Consider the following 19,220-nt stretch of genomic DNA (forward strand, 5'->3'; position numbering starts at 1 on the left):
ATGGGGGTAAAGTAGATATGACAGTAAATACATGTACCGCAGCAGACGTTGCACGGAAAGTTATCGAGAAGAAGGAATTATTCATTTTAGATGTACGAAATACAGATGCATTTGAAGATTGGAAAATTGAAGGTCAGAAATTTGAATACTTAAATATACCTTATTTCGAGCTACTTGATGGTGTGGAAGAAATCCTTCCAAAAATTCCAACAGATAAAGATGTATTAATCGTTTGTGCAAAAGAAGGTTCATCAATTATGATCGCTGAAATGCTTTCAGACGAAGGACTTGACGTTTGTTATCTTGCAGGAGGTATGAAATCTTGGAGTATGTACTTAGAGCCAATAAAAGTAGGCGAACTTCCGAACGGCGGTGAATTATATCAATTTGTACGTCTGGGTAAGGGGTGTCTTTCATACATGGTGATTTCTGAAGGCGAAGCGGCATTAATTGATGCGGTACGTTTTACGGAAGTATTTACAAACTTTGCTCATGAAAAAGGTGTTGAAATAAAACATGTATTTGATACACATTTACACGCCGATCACATTTCAGGTGGTCGTGCTATAGCAACTGCGACTGGTGCAAAGTACTACTTACCAAAAGCCGATGCTACAGAAGTTGTTTTCGAATATACAGAACTTGCAGATGGTTTAACAGTACAACTTGGTAGCTCAAAAATTGATATTGGTGTGCTATATACACCAGGTCATACAATTGGATCAACTTCTTTAGTAATCGATGGTCAATATTTATTTACTGGTGACATTTTATTTATCGATTCAATTGGCCGTCCTGACTTAGCTGGCCTTGCAGAGGACTGGGTAGGTGACTTACGTGAAACGCTTTATAGACGTTACCGCGAATTAGCAGAGGACTTAATCGTTCATCCTTCGCACTTTATGAAAATTAATGAATTAAACGAAGATGGTACAGTCGCAAAACGCTTAGGTGATTTATTTGTAGAAAACCACGGGTTGAATATAGAAGACGAAGAGGAATTTCGTACGCTTGTTACCGAGAATTTACCACCACAGCCAAACGCATACCAAGAAATTCGACGAGTGAACATGGGTGAAATTACACCAGATAATAAAGCGCAAACAGAGATGGAGATTGGTCCAAACCGTTGTGCTGTAAGATGATTTTTTGAACTTGGAGACAGATGGTAGAAATGTCATGTGTACGATTGCATATTATTCATATGCAAGTTTAATAAGGAAAAGCGAGGATCTTTTCCAACATAAAAAATAAAACGAATTAAAAAGGGGAAATAAACATGAATATCATAAAAACTTTAGACGTAAAAGGGCTAGCCTGTCCGATGCCAATAGTAAAAACTAAAAAAGCAATCGATACAATTGCTTCTGGCGAAGTACTAGAAGTATTGGTAACAGATAAAGGCGCGTTAAATGATTTTACAGCTTGGGCAAAAGCTGGAGGTCACAATATCGTAGAGCAGAAAGAAGATGCAGGTGTATTAAGCTTCTTCATAGAAAAAGCATAAAAGAATAAATGGGCGGGTACTCGAGCAATCGATGCTCGCTTTTTTAGTAAGGAAGAAGGAGGAAAAATGAGTTTTTCATTAATAACTGTCTTATTTCTCATTGGTTTTGTTGGTTCATTTATTTCCGGAATGCTTGGTATTGGTGGCGCTATTATCAAATTCCCGATGCTGTTATATATTCCGGCATTACTTAGTTTAACAAGTTTTACTTCACACGAAGTTGCTGGTATTAGTGCAGTTGAAATACTTGTGACATCGATTGCAGGTGTTTGGGCGTATCGTAAAGGCGGATATTTAAATAAATCATTGATCTTTACAATGGGTATAGCAGTATTAGCAGGTAGCTTACTTGGTAGCTTTGGGTCGAATGGGCTATCGGCAGAAAGTATTAACATAGTGTACGGAGTGTTTGCAATACTTGCAGCAATTTTGATGTTTATTCCTCGTAAACAAATTCCTGATGTGCAAGTGCATCAAGTGCAGTTTAATAAATCTCTTGCAGTTGGCTTAGCGTTTATCGTTGGCATAGGTTCCGGTATTGTCGGAGCAGGAGGTGGTTTCATATTAGTACCTATCATGCTTGTCATTTTAAAAATCCCAACCCGTATAACAATCGCTTCTAGTTTAGCAATTACGTTTATTTCTTCCATCGGTGGATCAATTGGGAAAATTACAACTGGACAAGTAGAATGGGGGCCAGTGTTAGTGTTAGTAGTGGCAAGTTTGATTGCAGCGCCAATTGGAGCCAAGGTCGCTAAAGCAATGAATACAAAATTATTACAGATGATGCTAGCTTTGATCATTGGTGCAACTGCAATAAAAATCTGGGTGGACATTTTAATGTAGAAGAAGTCATGAATGCAGGATAAGAAAATATATCCTGCCTTTTTCTATTGAATGTAAGCAAAAGAAGATCACTAAGGTGTAAGAATGGTTATTTTTTTACTTTTTAGTTCTTATATCAACTATTAGAGCAAAGTCTTTTAGCTAATTTGCTGTATCCGAACAGTTTTAAAGGAAAGGTAGATGGACATACGTTCTTTGTTGGTATTCTCTTTTAATTTGTATATAATGTAAAGTAAACTTGACTTTCAATAAATTGTAAATTAAAATAAATGTAAAGTTAACTTTACTAATAAGAAGGAGATAAAATGAAAAATAACATTAAAGCATTTCGAGTAAAACATCATTACACGCAAGATGATCTTGCGGAAAAGCTAGAAGTATCTAGACAGACAATTATTTCATTGGAGAAGGAACGATACAATCCTTCAATTACTTTAGCCTTTAAAATTTCTCGACTATTCAACTGTTCAATTGAAGATGTTTTTATTTATGAGGAGGAATAAGAATGGAAAGAATGTGGATGGGAATTGGAATTTTTATCTTTGTTGTAGCAATTCTATTATTAACAACTGTAGGAAACCATATGTACTTGAAAAAGAAGAAAATCGTTGATGAGCGGTATAACCGTATCCATCATTTAGGTCGTTCATATGCATGGTTTGCGTCAACAGGAATTATTGTCATTGTATGGTTTTTAGCACTTTTTGTCTTTGATTCATTACTGGCCTTTTTCTTAATTACAGCGATTTATGTAGGTCACATGGTATCCTACGCCATAGGAGCAGCAGTTGCCCAAAGTCAAAATTAGTATCATTTAATTTTTATTTATATTTAACGCTATTTATGGTACAATTTAACATCTTGAGATACCCTGTTGGGTGGTAATTCTTTTAAAGAGAAGTGAAATAAATTCGTCTACTTAGTATTTACTTAATTCTAAGTTAAATTATCTCAATAATCACTTTATTATTGAGAGTTCAAAGGAAATATGCTTATTCTAAAGTGCATCCAAGTGATTTAATCTACTTGGATTTTTTTTATTGTATATTCTTACTCTAGTAAATGCCAAAGGTAACTAATCAATCTCTAATAAAAACTGTATTTATAATAGGGGGAAACGCATTGAAACGTCTTTTCGTTAATTATGTATTACCATTATGGATACCCATTGTAATAGGATTAGCTTTATCTTTGGTATCGACACTACTTATGGTTTCACAGCCACTCGTCATGAAGAATCTTATTAATACACTTACTGGTGGACAAACGACTTCTTTCATTAGGAATGTTACTCTACTTATTTCAATTCCTATTTTAGCTACTATAATCTCCTATATTCAAACGTATTTCCTATCTGGCATTGGTCAAAAAATTTCGCAAAAACTCCGTGAGGATACATTTCAAAGTATGTTAAATCAACCAACAGAGTATTTGGACAAAAATTCAGCTGGCAGTATGTATCAAAATGTACAAGATTCTTTAATGGTCGGCGATGGCTATATTGATTACGAGCTAATCCCAGCCATTTTATCTGTTTTTACGTTACTCTTAACATTTGGATCCATGCTGTTGCTTGATGTACCTATTAGCCTAATTATATTAGCATTTTCATTACTAACAGTTTTCTTAACAGCGATGACAGGAACGAAGGTTAAGGAGGTTGAAAGTAAATATAGAGGAGCAAGAATAGGTAGTGCTGATTTTCTTCAAGAAGTGCTGGCTAACGTTCGAACAGTTCGTCTTTTTACTAATAGAGATAGAGAAATTACAAATTGGAAGAAGTGGTTGGAAATAGATCGTGGTTTCTGGATGAAAAGACGACTAATTTCAGATTTAAATGTAAATGGAATATTAATTTTTATTCAATCGCTCTGTTTAAGTATTGTCATTATTTATGGATACATAAGAGTTCAAAATGATTTGCTAAGCCTCGGCAGTATCGTTGCTTTTATAGCGTATGTCCCTATGGTCTTTCAATCTGTGTCAAGTTTACAAAGAGCACAGCTCGGCACAAAAAAGGTGAAAATTGTACTCAATCAAATTTATACTTTACTTGATTCGCAGTCAGAGCATCCTAAAAAAAAAGGAAAGACTTTGGAAGATAAAGCTTTAGAAATCGAGTTTAATAACGTGAATTTTCATTATCCTGACCGTCAAGAAGGGTTAATAGATATTAATTTTACCGCAAAGCAAAATTCGACTACCTTGATTGTTGGCCCAAGTGGGGTAGGGAAAAGTACAATAATAGATTTACTCACTTGTTTGTACTATCCAAACAAAGGTGAAGTAAGCATTGCAGGTATACCTACTGTTGATTGGAACAAAGACGAATTACGAAAACAAATTGGAATCGTACCCCAAAACGTTGTCATTTGGAACCGTACTTTAAGAGAAAATCTCTTGTATGGCATATCAAATGCGGATCAAATATCTTCCGAACGAATTGATGAAGTAATTAGAATCACTCGATTAGAGTCATTTGTGAAAAAATTACCTGATGGATTAGAAGAGGTTCTTGGCCCAAACGCTGCTCAAGCCTCGGGTGGGGAACGGCAGCGGATTGCACTAGCACGTGCATTGTTGAGAAATCCGGCTATTCTTATATTTGATGAGGTAACATCTGCATTAGACCCTATACTAAGCGCCGAAATAACGGAGTTGATTTGGAGTAAAGAATTGGTTTTAACTAAAATCATTGTCAGCCATCGACTATCTTTTGCTTCACGAGTGGATCAAATTCTTGTCGTGGACACTGATGGAACCATTACATGTGGTAAACACAATGACTTAAAAGACAATCACTCGCTTTACAGTCAATTAGTAATGGCAGATGAGTTTCAAGATATTCAAGAAAGAGAAAGAAATGGTTTTAGTAAATAAATATGTCAAGTTGTTTCAACTAAGCTAAATAATAATAATTTCAATAGCTGTCCAGAACTAAAGGGCAGCTTTTTTCTATTTATATACTTTTCAAAAGTTAAATTCGTTTAGTTCTTTTTACTCTAAAAGTTGAATAAACTCTTTACAAGTTGATATTTATTAAGATTCAAGGAAATAGGCGTTTTATCAAAATTTTAGACGAAAAATAGTAATTATCTAGAACTATTTTTGATGAATGTGAGAAATGCCAATTAAAGAGATTCAATTAATAATACGTTTTAAATTCTATAGTTGGTTGTTTTAAATAAATAATTAACTACATCATTTTAGGCATCATAATCATATTGGAGGAGCGGAGCGATTGCTAGTAGATATTCATAACCATATTTTACCTGGACTTGATGATGGCCCAAAGTCAATTGAAGAGGCTGTGTTACTTGCCACAAATGCAGTATCAAATGGGATAACGCATATTATTGCTACCCCTCATCATCATGATGGAAAGTACATGAACTCATCCACTGTAGTTGAAGAGGCTGTGGTCAATTTCAATAAGGAACTGGATGAGAGATCAATTCCATTGAAAATTCTACCAGGGCAAGAAATACATATGTACAATAGTTTGATTTCTGGTTTAAATAAGGACTTATTAACACTAGCTAATAGTGGTAAATATATTTTAATAGAATTACCGATAAATCATATTCCTACCTTTACTGTTGATTACCTTTTCCAAATACAGTTAAAAGGTTATATTCCTATCATCGTTCACCCTGAAAGAAATATGGTATTTAGAAAAGACAAGCAGAAGCTATATGACCTAGTAAATAAAGGCTCTCTCGTACAAGTAACTGCTTCCAGTTTGATTGGTGTAAATGGTAGAGCCATAAAAAAATATATAAAAGTTTTGATTAAACATAATATAGTCCATTTTATCTCTTCAGATGCACATCATCATCTAAAGCGGCCTTTTTTATTGAAAGAGGCATATCAATACGTACGAGAAAAATTCTCCGAGGGACATGTTTTTTATTATAGTGAAAATGCAAAACACGTTATAAATGGCACGGTGTTTCAGCCTATACGTCCAATCAGTTTCAAAAAAGGGTGAGATTAATATACTGAATATCTTACAAAAAACGAAAAAAAAGGAGGGGACAACTCTTATGGAAGAAACAATTAGCCTACATGACATATTCAAAACAATAAAGAAAAGGCTCTTACTCATCATTAGTACACTTATATTAGCAGTTTCTATTGCAGGGGGAGTTAGTTACTTCTTGTTAACACCGGTTTATGAAGCGTCTACACAAATTCTGATTAGTCAAAAGGAAGTTGAGAATAAGCAATTTATCGCACAGGACGTACAAGCAAATCTGCAGCTGGTCAACACATATAGCGTAATTATTAAAAGCCCTATTATTTTATCTAGGGTAGTTGATCAACTAAACCTAGAAACTACTTTAGAATCTCTCAATAAAAATCTTAATGTTAGCAGTGAGCAAAATTCACAAGTTATTAATGTAAGTGTTCAGGATACAAGTTTGAAAGAAGCTGTGGATATAGCTAATACAACTGCAAAGGTATTTCAAGAAGAAATTCCTAAACTAATGAACGTTGATAACGTTAAGATACTTTCACCTGCAATCGAAACCCAAAATAGTAAACCAGTTAGGCCTAATCCTATTCTTAATATGGCTATTGCAGCCCTAATTGGTTTAATGATTGGGGTAGGAATAGCATTTCTTATTGAATACTTAGATAAAACTATAAAAACAGAGCAGGACGTTAGTGAATTATTAGAGTTACAGATTCTTGGTCTCATTAGTCCAATTTCGCAAAAAAAATCTAAAAAGAAAAAAAAAATAAAAAGAAAAGAGGGGAATAGGATGTTTAAGAAAAGGCGGAAGGAACATCGAAGAAAGCTTGTGACGAGTACTGACCCAAAATCAATTGTTTCAGAGCAATTTCGAATGGTACGAGCTAATATCAAATTCTCCATGAAGGACAAGCAACTAAATACATTGCTTTTTACTTCAGCTTCAAAAGGTGAGGGCAAGTCAACAGTAGCAGCTAATACTGCTATTGCATTTGCACAAGAAGGTAAGAAGGTACTTCTCGTAGATGCAGATTTAAGAAAACCTACTATGCATCATACGTTTAATATACTTCTCTCTCCAGGGTTTACAAACTTGCTAATGATCCAATGGAAAATCAGTGATGTAGTTAAAGAATCTGGTATTAAAGGATTAGATTTAATTACTTGCGGACCGATACCTTCAAATCCAGCAGAACTCCTTGGTTCCACTTCTATGGACGTATTTATCAGAGAGGCAATAGATAAATATGACATTGTAATTTTCGATGCCCCACCAGTTCTTTCAGTAGCAGATGCGCAAATTTTATCAGAAAAGTGTGATGGGACAATTCTAGTTATTAGTTCAGGGGCAACTGAAAAAATATATGCTGTAAAGGCTAAAGAAATACTTCAAGCTTCCAAAGCAAACATTCTCGGGATAATCTTGAACAATTTTAAACTTGAGAAGGGGCACTATTATTATCAGTATTATGGGGAAGATATGTAAATTGCAGCTAGATTGATATATATATATAATCAGTCAATAATGTAAAGATTATATATAAGTAAAATTAAAAATATTAGTGCAGTAAGCAAATAATTGAATGCATTTTTCAATAAGGGCACGCGTATTTGGCGCTAATATATAGTTTGCTAATTATAATCTATATGGCTAGATATGAATAAGTTTTTTCATATTGTTGAGTGGAAGGAGAACATGATGAAAAGAAAAGTCTTACATATTCTTAGCACTGATGGAGTAGCAGGTGCAGAAAATGTAGCTATGTGTATTATTAATAATTTATCTGAACTCTCCGAATCGGCCTATTCATCACCAATGGGAAGTATTGAAAAAATACTGATTAGTAGAGATATTACTTATATTCCGATGAAAAAACTAACGATTAAACAAATTAGAAAAGTAATTAAAATATGGAAGCCTGATATAATTCATGCACATGATTTTACTGCGACTCTTAAAAGTTTATCTGCAAGCTTTAATATCCCTTTAGTATCACATATTCATCAATACCCAAGATGGTTGAAAAGTATAAATAAATTCTCAATTATATTTTTTTTAGCATGTATTAAAATAAAAAAAATAATCGTAGTTACACCAGCAATCAAAGAATCTACATTTTTATCTAGAATATTCAAAGAAAAAACAATCGTAATTAAAAATATTGTAGATGTTAAATGGATAGCTGAAAGGGCTTCAGTACCAACTGAGAAAAGATATGACGTAGCATTCGTAGGACGATTGGAAGATGTTAAAGATCCACTACGATTTATTAAAATTATCTCACAATTAGTTAATGAGATTCCAACTATCTCAATAGTGATGATGGGGGAAGGAAGTTTAGAAGCACAATGTAAAGATTTAATTAAAGAATTAGAATTAGAGAAGAATATTGATTTAATAGGATTTATAGATAATCCTTACCCAGTTTTGCAAAATTCAAAACTTCTAGTTATGACATCTAAATCTGAAGGGTTACCGATGGTTGCGATTGAAGCGTTATCAATGGGCAAACCTATAATAGTACCTAATCTGGAAGAAATGCAGAGTATTGTTAATAATAATTGTGGTGTTATTTGTAAAGACGATCAGGAATTTATCAATGCGATAATTTCACTTTCACTTTCAGAGAATGAATATGCAGAGATGTCTTTAAGAGCTTCTAAAAAAGCGGAAGAAATGTTTAATATGGAAGACTATAAGAATCAATTGCAGAAGGTGTATAGTAGTGTCCTTTGAACTTCAAAAAGGAAATTTACCCCATACCTTAAAAAAAACTGGTCCATTCTTCCGTCGGAGTTTAGGATATTTAGACTTATATATCATCGGATTTTGTATTCTAAGTGATAAGTTATTAAATATTAATTTACTGGTTTATTGCTTAGGTATTTATTTGGCTTTCCGTATATTATTCATATCACCAGACTATGCATTTGCAGTTTTAATTTCGTTAATACCAAACTTAGCAGTAATGTTTATCCCAATACCAGGTTTGTCTGTGCCAATAATAAATGTCTTAATTGGTATTGCTCTTTTTAAAGTATTGATTTCAAATTTTAAGAAGCCCATTAATAAGAGTTATCTTTTTATTATTGGATTGTTTATTGCTTATGAATGGAGTCATATTTTTTCCTATGATATAAAGTCGATTATTTTACTATTTAGTTGGAGTATAGCTATTTTATACGTTTCTTTATATTTCTTTTATTCTCGGAAATCATATAATCATAAAACCGTGATTATATATTCTCTTACCGGTGTTTTTATTTCAATATGCTATGGTACCTTAGATTTTTTTGAGAGTTACGGCACTCTGATGTCAAATAATGCGACTATTAGATTTAAAGGTGGAGCAGGAGATCCAAATTATTTTTCAATGTATGTAATGATTTCATTGTTTCTACTTTTATATCTCGTAAATCGTGAGACAAATAAACTTCTTAAATTCTTGTATCCATTGTTATTCATTTTTTTTGTTGCTTTCGGTGTACTCAGCTTATCAAGAATGTTTTTATTAGTTATTTCACTGTTGTTAGTAGTATTACTTATTAAGGTTATTTTTAGATTGAAAAAAAATAAAAAAATAATGTTTTTTATTATGTCGGTAATTGGATTCCTTGTTGTGTTCTCTATTTTCTTTATATCGGAATTTACTTCTATTTTAAATTTACTACTTTCTAGATTTACAGATTTCATGGATGATCCTTCTGCTCTTACTAGTAATAGAAATGTACTTGCCGAACAATATATTCAATTATTAATGTCTGATACAAAAGATATGCTTTTTGGAATAGGAATTCAAGATTATCACCTTAGATCAGGTATTCAACTTGAAGCACATAATATTATTTTAGAAATTCTTGTAGTATGGGGATTAGTAGGATTCCTAGTTTTTATAATGTTTGTAACAACGTTGTTAAAATATAGCAATGCTTACAGAAAGAATGTGAAAAACGATTTTATTAGTTGGTTACCTATAATTTGTATAGGGATAAGTTACTTGTCACTAAATGCGATGTCTAATGAAAGTTTTTTCCTTTTACTACTTTTTGCAATAAAAAATCTTATGGAATTTGATACTTTGGAGACCGATTTGATGAAGACCGAGAATGGATAATCATAAGTATAGAATTGCAACATAAATAAAAAGAAAAGAAGGAAAGATCATTGAAACTATAAAAAAAACAGCTGTTCTTTTGATGGTCATAACAATTCTATCAAAAGTTTCCGGATTTCTACGGGATATTACACTATCCTATTTTTATGGTGCTTCTTCTACGAGTGATGCCTATATTATTTCCATTACCATTACATCTGTATTGTTTAGTCTTATCATTTCCGGGATATCTACGGCATATATTCCAATGTTTAAACAAATTGAACATAGTGAAGGACAGCAATCTGCCACATATTTTACGAATAATCTCATTAACATTGTTTTGATAGTTACAACTTCAGTCATATTAATTGGTCTTCTTTTTTCTAATGTGCTAGTAAAATTATTCGCTTTAGGATTTGATGGAGAAACATTAAGAATCGCTGTTCTTTTTACACGAATCGGATTAGTAGGTATATATTTCACTAGTGTTACTCAGCTTTTCATCAGTTATCTACAATTGTATGGGAAATTCACAGTACCCGCTATGGTTGGACTGCCGTTCAATTTTGTTATTATCATCTCTATTATTGTTAGCACTCAAACAAATATCATTACATTAGCAATTGGAAGTGTTACAGCAGCGTTCATTCAATTGCTCTTTTTAATCCCATCACTAAAAAAAACAAATTATCGTTATGTTCCGATTGTGCAGTTTACCGACAAGCATATAAAGAAAATGGCAGTTGTCGTTTTTCCAATTATGATTGGAATATCTATTGACCAAATCAACTTGATGGTTGATAAAACTCTTGCTTCTACTTTAGTAGAAGGTGGAGTTTCTGCATTGACGTATGCCAGTAGGTTAAATGATTTCGTACAAGGTATTTTTGTTCTTTCATTCGTTACGGTAATGTTTCCTCTCATCTCTAATTTGGCTGTTCAAAAAAATAAGGAAGACTTTAAAAGATCAATTAGTGAAGTGATTTCGGTTGTCATATTAATCGTAGTTCCTGCTAGTATCGGAATAATGATTTTAGCAGAGCCTATCATTAGATTACTCTTTGGACATGGACATTTTGACGAACATGCAATAGATATGACATCTCATGCACTCTTCTTCTATTCTATAGGGATGATAGGTTATGGCATCCGCGAGATTTTAAATAGGACTTTTTATTCCATTCAGGATACTAAAACCCCTATGTATAATGCTTCTTTTGCAGTTATCTTGAATATTCTATTAAGTTTTATACTATCTTCATATATGGGAATCAGTGGAATTGCTCTGGCCACGAGTATTTCTGCACTTTTCTGCTCGACGCTCTTAGTTATTAAGCTTCGGAAAAAAATAGGAGCATTTGGTTTGAAAGGGAATTTTATCACCTTAATGAAAGTAACTTTAGCATCAAGTGTAATGGGGGGAGTCGTATATATTTTAAACGAATATGTATTAACAGACTGGAGCATATTTTTAAAAATGATTGTAGTTATCCTGATAGGGAGTAGTATCTACTTCCTCTTAATTACACTATTGAAGGTGAAAGAATCAAAAGTACTAGTAAATTTCTTGCTAGATAAGATTCGTCCAAAACAAACCTAACAAGAATGGAGGATAATTTGGAGCTCATTCGAATTACTACGTATAATGACTTAGGAAGATATGAGAAAGAATGGTCAGCTATTTTAGAAGAAAATGATAATACAAATCCATTTATTGAGTATGAATTTGTTTATAATTGGTGGAGATTCTTAGGGAAAGATGAAAAAGTAGAAATATATGCTGTAAAAGAAAAAGATCGTATGATTGCATTCTGTCCATTCCAATTAGAAAAAACTTGGTATGGATATATTTTGCATTTTTTAGCTCTTGGAGATGCAAATTATATGGATTTAATTGCAAGGAAAAGAGACATGGACCGAATTATCATGTTTGTATTTGATACGTTAATAAAAGAGAAGAAGCGAGTAGTTTTTTATTTACACGGATTATTAGAAAGTGTAGAAACACATAGTAAACTTTCGAATTATTTGAAAGCTAGAAATATGAAGGAACGCTATTCTCGTATTGTCACTCCTTATATTGATTTGAAAAATATAACCTACGAAGATTACATGAAGCCTCGGCATAAGTTGCATGGATTAGATCGTAGGGAAAAAAGGTTGAGGCTACTTGGAAATGTTCAACTGCAAATTTCCCCAGCAACAGAGATAGATCAAGTATTTAAACTGCACCAAAAACGGTGGAAAAAGAAAAATGATACAAGTGGATTTTCTAGTGATCGAAAGCAAGCTTTTTTTAAATACTTAGCTGAACAGAGTGATGGAAAACTACGTGTTCGCTTATCTACATTAAAATTACGAAATGAAATGATTGCATTTACGTATGGTTTTGCATGTAGAGGAAGGTATTTGGGATATGTATTAGGGCATGATTCCGATTTTGATGTCTATGGTCCAGGTAGGGTTTTAGTTAAAGAGAAGATTAAAAGAAACATTGACGATGGATTTCATAAACTGGATATGAGCATAGGATATGAACCATATAAGCTAGAATGGAATACAGACTTTGATTATACGAGAAAAACAATTTTTTCTACAAATACGTTTAGAGCAAGAATATATCGATATTTCCTTTGGTTAAAAGAAAAACTTATTTCAAGAGTTAGAAAATATTATTCTATTGTTATTTTTCGAAGAAACACAATTGGAAAGTTGAAATATTATCTTCGAAATAAGGATAAGTTTCATTTTTGGAAAGATATTTGGAAGAATAGGCTGCAACCATTTGTATATGAGCGTAAACAATATTTAATCGCTAAGTTGACGGTTAGTGAAATAAAATTGAATAGTCATTTTGAACAAATAACACCTGAAATGGTTCTATCAATGAAAGATGAAAGAAAAGAAACACTTCAGAAAATATATAACGGATATAAAGGTTATTATACTACTGACGAGAATAAAACATTTTGGGTAAATGAAAATGTCATTCGGCTGGACGACATTGAAGTAGTAGAAAACTTAAAGAAAAAGACCATTTATATTAGAGATTGGGAGAATGAAGACCTAAAGCAAATACTGTCTTTTGTTCAGGACAAATATCGACCAAAATACATTTTCGTACATGTAAATAAGCATGATAAAAAGAATATTCAATCACTCGAATCAAATGATTTTGAAATCACTGAAAAGCTTTCTTACTCAAGAGTATTAGGGAAGAAAAAAGTGAAAAAAGAAGTAGAAATTTAAAAGAGAAGGTGCCTTTTATTATTCTTTTAGAGAGAAAGTTTCTAAATATAAAAATGAATAGTTATTATTTTTTGAAAGAGATTGTTTCAAGTGAAAAATTAACAGATATTGCAGGCTTTTCTCATTCTCTAGTTCCTAAAAAGCAACTACAGCAGTTTGAAACACTTTATATCGATCTAACGAAAAGAGAAAATGAATTATTTCAAGATTTACATCGTACTAATAGAAAGCAAATTAAAAAAGCAGCAGGCCATCATTTAAAGATAGAAGTTCTTGAAAAACCTTCAATTGCAGATATTCGAGCATTTCAAGAGTTTTATAATCATTTTGCGACTTTTGCAAATACGTACTCTTGTAACTCTTTTCATGTAAAGACGATGAATATGTTAAAAGATAAGAATGCACTTGTAATCACAAAAGTTTTGAATGAAGAAAATGAAGTACTTTGTTATCGAGTATATATTTCTGACGAGAACATAGCCTTTTGTTTATATTCTGCATCACATTTTCGTTTGAAAGAAAAAACTGAAGAAAAAAGATTACTAAGTGAAGCGAATAGATTTTTGATTTGGAGAAATATTTTATATTTCAAATCTAGAAACCATACAATTTTTGATATGGGTGGACTTACAACAAATCCAAATATCAGGAGTTTCAAGATGGAATTCGGTGGGGAAATAGCTCATGTTTATTCCGGCTATGAAGCAAATTCAAAATTGGGTCAGTTAATACTTTGGTTACGTGCAAAAAAAATGAGGAAAGGATGAAGAACTGGGGGCTCTTATTATTTCATTAGATTTTGAGTTGAATTGGGGAGTACATGATGTTTTTACTATTGAAAATTATGGGGAAAATATTTTAGGTGCTCGCATAGCAATTCCTAAAATACTACAGTTATTTCAGAAGTATGATATTCATGCTACGTGGGCTATAGTTGGAATGCTGCATTGCGAAAATAAAAAGGAACTCTTAACTTGCTTGGATAGTATAGAAGTTCCATATGAAAATGAAGCTTTATCAGCAAAACATAACCTACCGAATGTCGGTGAAGATGAACAAGCGGATTTATATCATTATGGAAATTCACTTATTAAGATGATCAAAGAAATACCAAACCAAGAGATTGGTTCACATACATTCACACATTACTACTGTCTAGAAGAGGGGCAGCAAATCGAACATTTTGAAAATGATTTGCAGGCAGTGGTTAATTTGAATGAAGGAATTTCATCGTTAGTATTTCCGCGAAATCAAGTTAATTTAGAGTATTTAAAGCTATGTGATGGATATGGCATAACTGCGTATCGAGGGAATGAAAATAGCTGGATATATGGCCCATACATCAAAGAAATGAATACAACTATAAAACGAATGCTCCGATTAGCTGATAATTATATAAATATTACAGGTCATCATTGCTATAAGTTGGAGAAAGTAAGTACTCATCCGATGATCAATGTACCATCTAGCCGTTTTTTAAGACCATATAGCAATAAATTGAGAATATTAGAGAGACTTCGTTTACAACGCATTAAAAATAGCTTAACTGAAGCTGCTAAAAACAATGAGTACTATCATTTATGGTGGCATCCACATAATTTTGGAAAGAACACCGAAGAAAATCTTCAGTTTCTTGAAGAAATATTAGAGCATGTAGAATATTTAAAAGGAAAATATAATTTCCAAAGCATGCATATGAGAGATATGGTTAATTTGATAAATTCGAATAAGACAAATTAAAAGTCCGAAGAGAACAGGCAATTTCTCTTCGGACTTTGTTTTATTTATAGTTAACTTTACATTATACATAACCTAAACTGTTTTATCTAAAAGTCTAAAAAGTGTTGATATTGCCAATTTCGTTCGTTAGCTATGGCTATAGTGTCAAAGTTCGTGGTAAATGCGACTGACTTTACTGGGTAAGTTGATATGTGAATCGCAAGACTAAACACGTGAGCTGTGTACACAGCTTGTCTGGCTGCTCGAGCTGATCATAATCAGGTGCTAATCGAGTTGAAGCATAAAGCACATCGTTTCTCTACCTCAGTTCAACCATTTTATTGAGCTTACTAATTGTGTAATTGACTTTGTTGTTAGTCGATTTTAAATTATTTATTTACATTAAATTTATTTATTGACATTAATTACATATCGTTATATAGTTAGTTACACAAGTAACTAACCGACTAACTAAATTCAACTCACAAGAGGGGGAGATACTTTGAAATTAGATGTAAACAGTGAAGTACCAATTTTCCAACAAGTGGCAGAAATCATTTCTAATGAAATATTGAATAACAATATATTAGAAGGGCAGCAAGTGCCTTCCACAAATGAAATTGCGGAATTTTATCAGATAAACCCAGCGACTGCGAGGAAAGGTTTAAATATACTAGTTGAGGATGAGATTTTATATAAACGAAGGGGAATAGGCATGTTTGTAAAAGAAGGAGCTACCGGCAAAATTTTACAACAACGAAAAAATGAATTTACCCATGTTTTTTTAAAGCCATTATTAGAAGAAGCGAGACGTCTAGGGATATCGGTTGATGAGATAAAAAAACTTATTGATAACCAGGGGGAATGAACATGACTGTTGTTCAAATGAAAAATGTCTCGAAGAAAATAAAAAATCACATGATTTTAGATAATTTAAATTTTGAATTTGAAGAAAATCAAATTGTTGGATTTCTAGGTAAAAACGGCTCTGGCAAAACATCACTGATGAAAATTATCGCAGGTGAGTGGTCGTCGACTTCAGGGCAAGTATATGTAAATGATCAAAAACCATTTAATAACCAAAAGGTATTAGCTAAGGTTTGTTTTATTCAAGAAGGTAATAACTTTCCCGTTGATTTGAAAATTTCTGAGTTACTTAAGCTTTGCCGAAATTTCTATCCGAACTGGAATTTTGAAGTGGCTGAATCTCTTCTAGAGCTATTCGATTTAGATCGTACGAAGAAAATTAAGGAACTGTCAAAAGGGATGGAATCCGCAGTTGGGGTAATGGTAGGTATTTCAAGTCGATGTGAAATAACTATTTTCGATGAGCCTTACATCGGTATGGATGCGAATGCACGAAAGAAATTTTATAAATATCTTCTTAATGATTATATAGAGGTTCCGCGCTCGATTATTTTCTCAACGCACTTAATTGACGAAGTAAGTTCCTTATTTCAAAAAGTATACGTTATTAATAGAGGAAGATTACTCTTAGATATCCAAACGGATGAGTTGAAAAAGAAAGTTTATGCGATTACAGGTCCGACAAAAGAGATCGAGGAAATAAAAAATGAATTCACGATATTGGAAGAAAAACATTTTATGGGGAATGGAGAAATCATTGTCTTCGATCAAGCGCAAAAACAACATGAAATGCCAGAAAACTGTAAGAAAAATGCGTTGAATATGCAGGATATTATTGTGCACGTAACTGAGAAAGGGGAACAAATACTATGAATCGGATACTTTCAGCTAAAAAGATATTGGAAGTAAGAAACATAAAAACACAAAGTATCTTCTGGGGATTCTTATTATTATTTCTTACACTTAGTCTAATTCTCACAGCAACAGTCAATGATTTTACAACGCAATTTACAAACAGTGTAGCAATTTACATTTTTATGGCAATCTCTAGCTATGTATTAATAAGTAAAAATTTTAATTATTGTATCCATTTTGGTTTAACAAGGGGCGAGTTTATCACAGCAAGTATTTTGAGTCGTGTTCAAAATGTCATTGTAATGGTACTTATTAACATCATCATTTTATTAGCTGTAAATCAAATATTAACTTCTTTTAGCATCGAACTCTTTAATATCTTTAGTTGGAGTAGCATTTTTACGGATCACTCATTAATTGTTACTAATATGTGGATCGATTTCTGTGTCGGTATTTTAGTTAGTAGTGCAGCAATGTTGAGTGGTGCATTGTATTACAAATGGGGATTAGTAGGGCCTATTAGTGTCATAGTGGTGTTGATTTTAGCAAACTCTTTACCTTTTATTCGCAGCAACTTGTTTGATTTCTTCCAAAAAGTATATAGCGAGCAAGCTCTTGCTTCTTTTGGCTGGTTATTGATTGTTTCTATCATCTTATGGGCATGTACGTATTTATTATTGAATAGAGTAGATTTAAAAAGAGAATAGTCGATTACTAAATGTATAAGAAATGAAAAAAATATTTAGTAAATGTTGAAATAAGAAAATCTAGAAGGTTCGTCTTTGAAACGTATACTCTCGCAACCAACCATCTTAAGATGAACGGATTTAGGAAATTTAGCCGAGAAGGGAAATAGCGATATGAATAAAAAAATCGTCTTTAAAATTGTTGGTTTGGAATTACTTTTAATGTTCTTCTATACGGTAAATGGCGCCTTTGTAACGATTACAGAACCCACTAGTCCATACTTACAATTTGTTATGCTGATTCCATTAGCAATCATTCTTTTCCTATATATAGCTTTCAAAAAGCAATGGCGTCAATACTTTTTTGTGAAAGTTCAATTTAATAAAGAAAGTCTACTACTGTATGTGCCACTTATTCTCGTATTGTGTATTATTCTATTTAGCACAAATGGTTTAAATTTTGAATCTGTTCCTAACCTGATTGCTATGTTCATTATGCAGTTATTAATCGTCGCTTTTATCGAAGAAACGGTTTTTAGAGGAATGATGTTGCGAATTATTTCTGCAAAGGGTACTTTTATAGCGGTTTGGATTTCGAGCATTCTTTTCGGTGTGACACACTCATTACAGTTATTAGGTGGTCAATCTGTTGAAGATACGATTATTCAAATTTTGTATGCACTTGTTGTAGGGTTAGTACTAGCATTGCTAATAATAGATGGACAGTCGATTATCATTACGATATTGTTCCACGGCTTTAATAACTTTTTCAACTTTATGGGAAATGTCGAGAGCTCGATCACATCAGCATATATCATCTTTTTCGTATTATTAGTATATTCAATTTTCCTGTGGAAACGAGTAAAGAACAAGGGAAAAACATATTCTTCATTTCCTTTAGGATCTTTAACCAAATAAATGAAATGCCAAGACTACAATTTGTAGCTCTTGGCATTTTTATTTGAAGCGTTTTATAATAACGATGGTCATCAATATCAAAACAATAATGCCAGCTGAGATAGGGAAAAAGAGCTTGTTCTGTATCGTGTTAAGTACAGGGGACTGTTGTTCATGCCTCATGACGGCCTTCAAAAACTGTTCATCCTTTACTTGAACAGCAATTGCTTGCTCTGTACTGATACCTTTAATAGAGTAGTACTTTGTTCCTTTTTTATAAGTATTCGAAAAGTTCCCACCAAGCGGTTCCATATCTGAATAACTCGTGACATGACCAATTTCTTTGTCTATTTCAGTGACAAGTGCATCCGTTACTTCATAAACGTAGCCATCCCAAGTAACGAGTGAATATACCCATTTAGTAGCAGAAGAATGATTAGGTAAGGTCATAAAACAAATGAAAACCAAGAAAGTAATAATCTGTTTGCATTTCAAAAAATCCCTCCTTCAAGGGTTTT

Annotated in this window: 18 protein-coding genes and 3 pseudogenes; 19 read left to right on the forward strand and 2 right to left on the reverse strand. The window is 32.7% G+C overall.

From position 1 onward, the window contains the following. Positions 1 to 17 precede the first annotated feature (17 nt). From AC3IS5_RS07435 to AC3IS5_RS07505, 15 genes and pseudogenes are all read left to right on the forward strand, one after another. Positions 18 to 1,145 carry an MBL fold metallo-hydrolase gene (locus AC3IS5_RS07435; protein WP_489427220.1) on the forward strand — a complete coding sequence of 376 codons (1,128 nt, stop codon included), beginning with the start codon at positions 18 to 20 and terminating at the stop codon, positions 1,143 to 1,145. A 134-nt stretch (positions 1,146 to 1,279) separates the two neighbouring features. After that, positions 1,280 to 1,507: a sulfurtransferase TusA family protein gene (locus tag AC3IS5_RS07440; protein WP_053416158.1), complete on the forward strand. Its 228-nt coding sequence runs from the start codon at positions 1,280 to 1,282 to the stop codon at positions 1,505 to 1,507. A gap of 66 nt (positions 1,508 to 1,573) precedes the next feature. Next, positions 1,574 to 2,353, forward strand: coding sequence for a sulfite exporter TauE/SafE family protein (locus tag AC3IS5_RS07445; protein ID WP_489427221.1), 780 nt, complete (start codon positions 1,574 to 1,576; stop codon positions 2,351 to 2,353). Positions 2,354 to 2,658: 305 nt separating this feature from the next. Beyond that, positions 2,659 to 2,856, forward strand: a complete 198-nt coding sequence (locus AC3IS5_RS07450; protein ID WP_038184737.1) for a helix-turn-helix transcriptional regulator — start codon at positions 2,659 to 2,661, stop codon at positions 2,854 to 2,856. Positions 2,857 to 2,858: 2 nt separating this feature from the next. Further along, entirely contained in the window at positions 2,859 to 3,161 is a 303-nt protein-coding gene (locus AC3IS5_RS07455) for a hypothetical protein (protein WP_489427222.1), read from the forward strand. 314 nt (positions 3,162 to 3,475) lie between these two features. Continuing rightward, entirely contained in the window at positions 3,476 to 5,233 is a 1,758-nt protein-coding gene (locus AC3IS5_RS07460; RefSeq protein WP_489427223.1) for an ABC transporter ATP-binding protein, read from the forward strand. Positions 5,234 to 5,594: 361 nt separating this feature from the next. Continuing rightward, positions 5,595 to 6,344 (forward strand): tyrosine-protein phosphatase, encoded by a 750-nt coding sequence (locus AC3IS5_RS07465; RefSeq protein WP_489427224.1) that lies wholly within the window; start codon positions 5,595 to 5,597, stop codon positions 6,342 to 6,344. A gap of 55 nt (positions 6,345 to 6,399) precedes the next feature. Next, a pseudogene (locus tag AC3IS5_RS07470) lies at positions 6,400 to 7,098 on the forward strand (YveK family protein); the annotation flags it as partial. A gap of 108 nt (positions 7,099 to 7,206) precedes the next feature. Then, a pseudogene (locus AC3IS5_RS07475) lies at positions 7,207 to 7,818 on the forward strand (CpsD/CapB family tyrosine-protein kinase); the annotation flags it as partial. Between the two features lie 213 nt (positions 7,819 to 8,031). Further along, positions 8,032 to 9,069, forward strand: a complete 1,038-nt coding sequence (locus AC3IS5_RS07480; protein WP_489427225.1) for a glycosyltransferase — start codon at positions 8,032 to 8,034, stop codon at positions 9,067 to 9,069. Next, the gene (locus AC3IS5_RS07485) at positions 9,059 to 10,447 is read left to right on the forward strand and encodes an O-antigen ligase family protein (RefSeq protein WP_489427226.1); all 1,389 of its coding nucleotides are present in this window, start codon (positions 9,059 to 9,061) and stop codon (positions 10,445 to 10,447) included. Before AC3IS5_RS07480 ends, AC3IS5_RS07485 begins: the two co-directional genes overlap by 11 nt. Positions 10,448 to 10,505: 58 nt before the next feature. After that, positions 10,506 to 12,029: a murein biosynthesis integral membrane protein MurJ gene (gene murJ, locus AC3IS5_RS07490; protein ID WP_489427835.1), complete on the forward strand. Its 1,524-nt coding sequence runs from the start codon at positions 10,506 to 10,508 to the stop codon at positions 12,027 to 12,029. Positions 12,030 to 12,046: 17 nt separating this feature from the next. Further along, the gene (locus tag AC3IS5_RS07495) at positions 12,047 to 13,678 is read left to right on the forward strand and encodes a GNAT family N-acetyltransferase (protein ID WP_489427227.1); all 1,632 of its coding nucleotides are present in this window, start codon (positions 12,047 to 12,049) and stop codon (positions 13,676 to 13,678) included. A gap of 71 nt (positions 13,679 to 13,749) precedes the next feature. After that, the gene (locus AC3IS5_RS07500) at positions 13,750 to 14,445 is read left to right on the forward strand and encodes a hypothetical protein (protein ID WP_489427228.1); all 696 of its coding nucleotides are present in this window, start codon (positions 13,750 to 13,752) and stop codon (positions 14,443 to 14,445) included. Positions 14,446 to 14,482: 37 nt separating this feature from the next. Further along, positions 14,483 to 15,418, forward strand: a complete 936-nt coding sequence (locus tag AC3IS5_RS07505) for a polysaccharide deacetylase family protein (RefSeq protein ID WP_489427229.1) — start codon at positions 14,483 to 14,485, stop codon at positions 15,416 to 15,418. A gap of 86 nt (positions 15,419 to 15,504) precedes the next feature. Here the strand turns inward: AC3IS5_RS07505 and AC3IS5_RS07510 are convergent. Then, a pseudogene (locus AC3IS5_RS07510) lies at positions 15,505 to 15,654 on the reverse strand (putative immunity protein); the annotation flags it as partial. A 245-nt stretch (positions 15,655 to 15,899) separates the two neighbouring features. Between AC3IS5_RS07510 and AC3IS5_RS07515 the strand changes: the two are divergent. The 4 genes from AC3IS5_RS07515 (at position 15,900) to AC3IS5_RS07530 (ending at position 18,723) form a co-directional block, all read left to right on the forward strand. Beyond that, entirely contained in the window at positions 15,900 to 16,265 is a 366-nt protein-coding gene (locus tag AC3IS5_RS07515) for a GntR family transcriptional regulator (RefSeq protein WP_489427230.1), read from the forward strand. 2 nt (positions 16,266 to 16,267) lie between these two features. Next, on the forward strand, positions 16,268 to 17,137 hold the full coding sequence (locus AC3IS5_RS07520; protein WP_489427231.1) for an ABC transporter ATP-binding protein: 870 nt from the start codon (positions 16,268 to 16,270) through the stop codon (positions 17,135 to 17,137). Continuing rightward, positions 17,134 to 17,826, forward strand: coding sequence for a hypothetical protein (locus AC3IS5_RS07525; RefSeq protein WP_489427232.1), 693 nt, complete (start codon positions 17,134 to 17,136; stop codon positions 17,824 to 17,826). The genes AC3IS5_RS07520 and AC3IS5_RS07525 overlap by 4 nt, the downstream gene beginning before the upstream one ends. Before the next feature lie 153 nt (positions 17,827 to 17,979). Continuing rightward, positions 17,980 to 18,723: a CPBP family glutamic-type intramembrane protease gene (locus tag AC3IS5_RS07530; RefSeq protein WP_489427233.1), complete on the forward strand. Its 744-nt coding sequence runs from the start codon at positions 17,980 to 17,982 to the stop codon at positions 18,721 to 18,723. A gap of 39 nt (positions 18,724 to 18,762) precedes the next feature. Here AC3IS5_RS07530 and AC3IS5_RS07535 read toward each other — a convergent pair whose 3' ends face one another. After that, complete coding sequence (locus AC3IS5_RS07535) at positions 18,763 to 19,197, reverse strand: hypothetical protein (RefSeq protein ID WP_489427234.1); 435 nt, start codon at positions 19,195 to 19,197, stop codon at positions 18,763 to 18,765. Between the last annotated feature and the right edge of the window lie 23 nt (positions 19,198 to 19,220).

The sequence above is a fragment of the Viridibacillus sp. KH_047 genome (assembly GCF_057838945.1).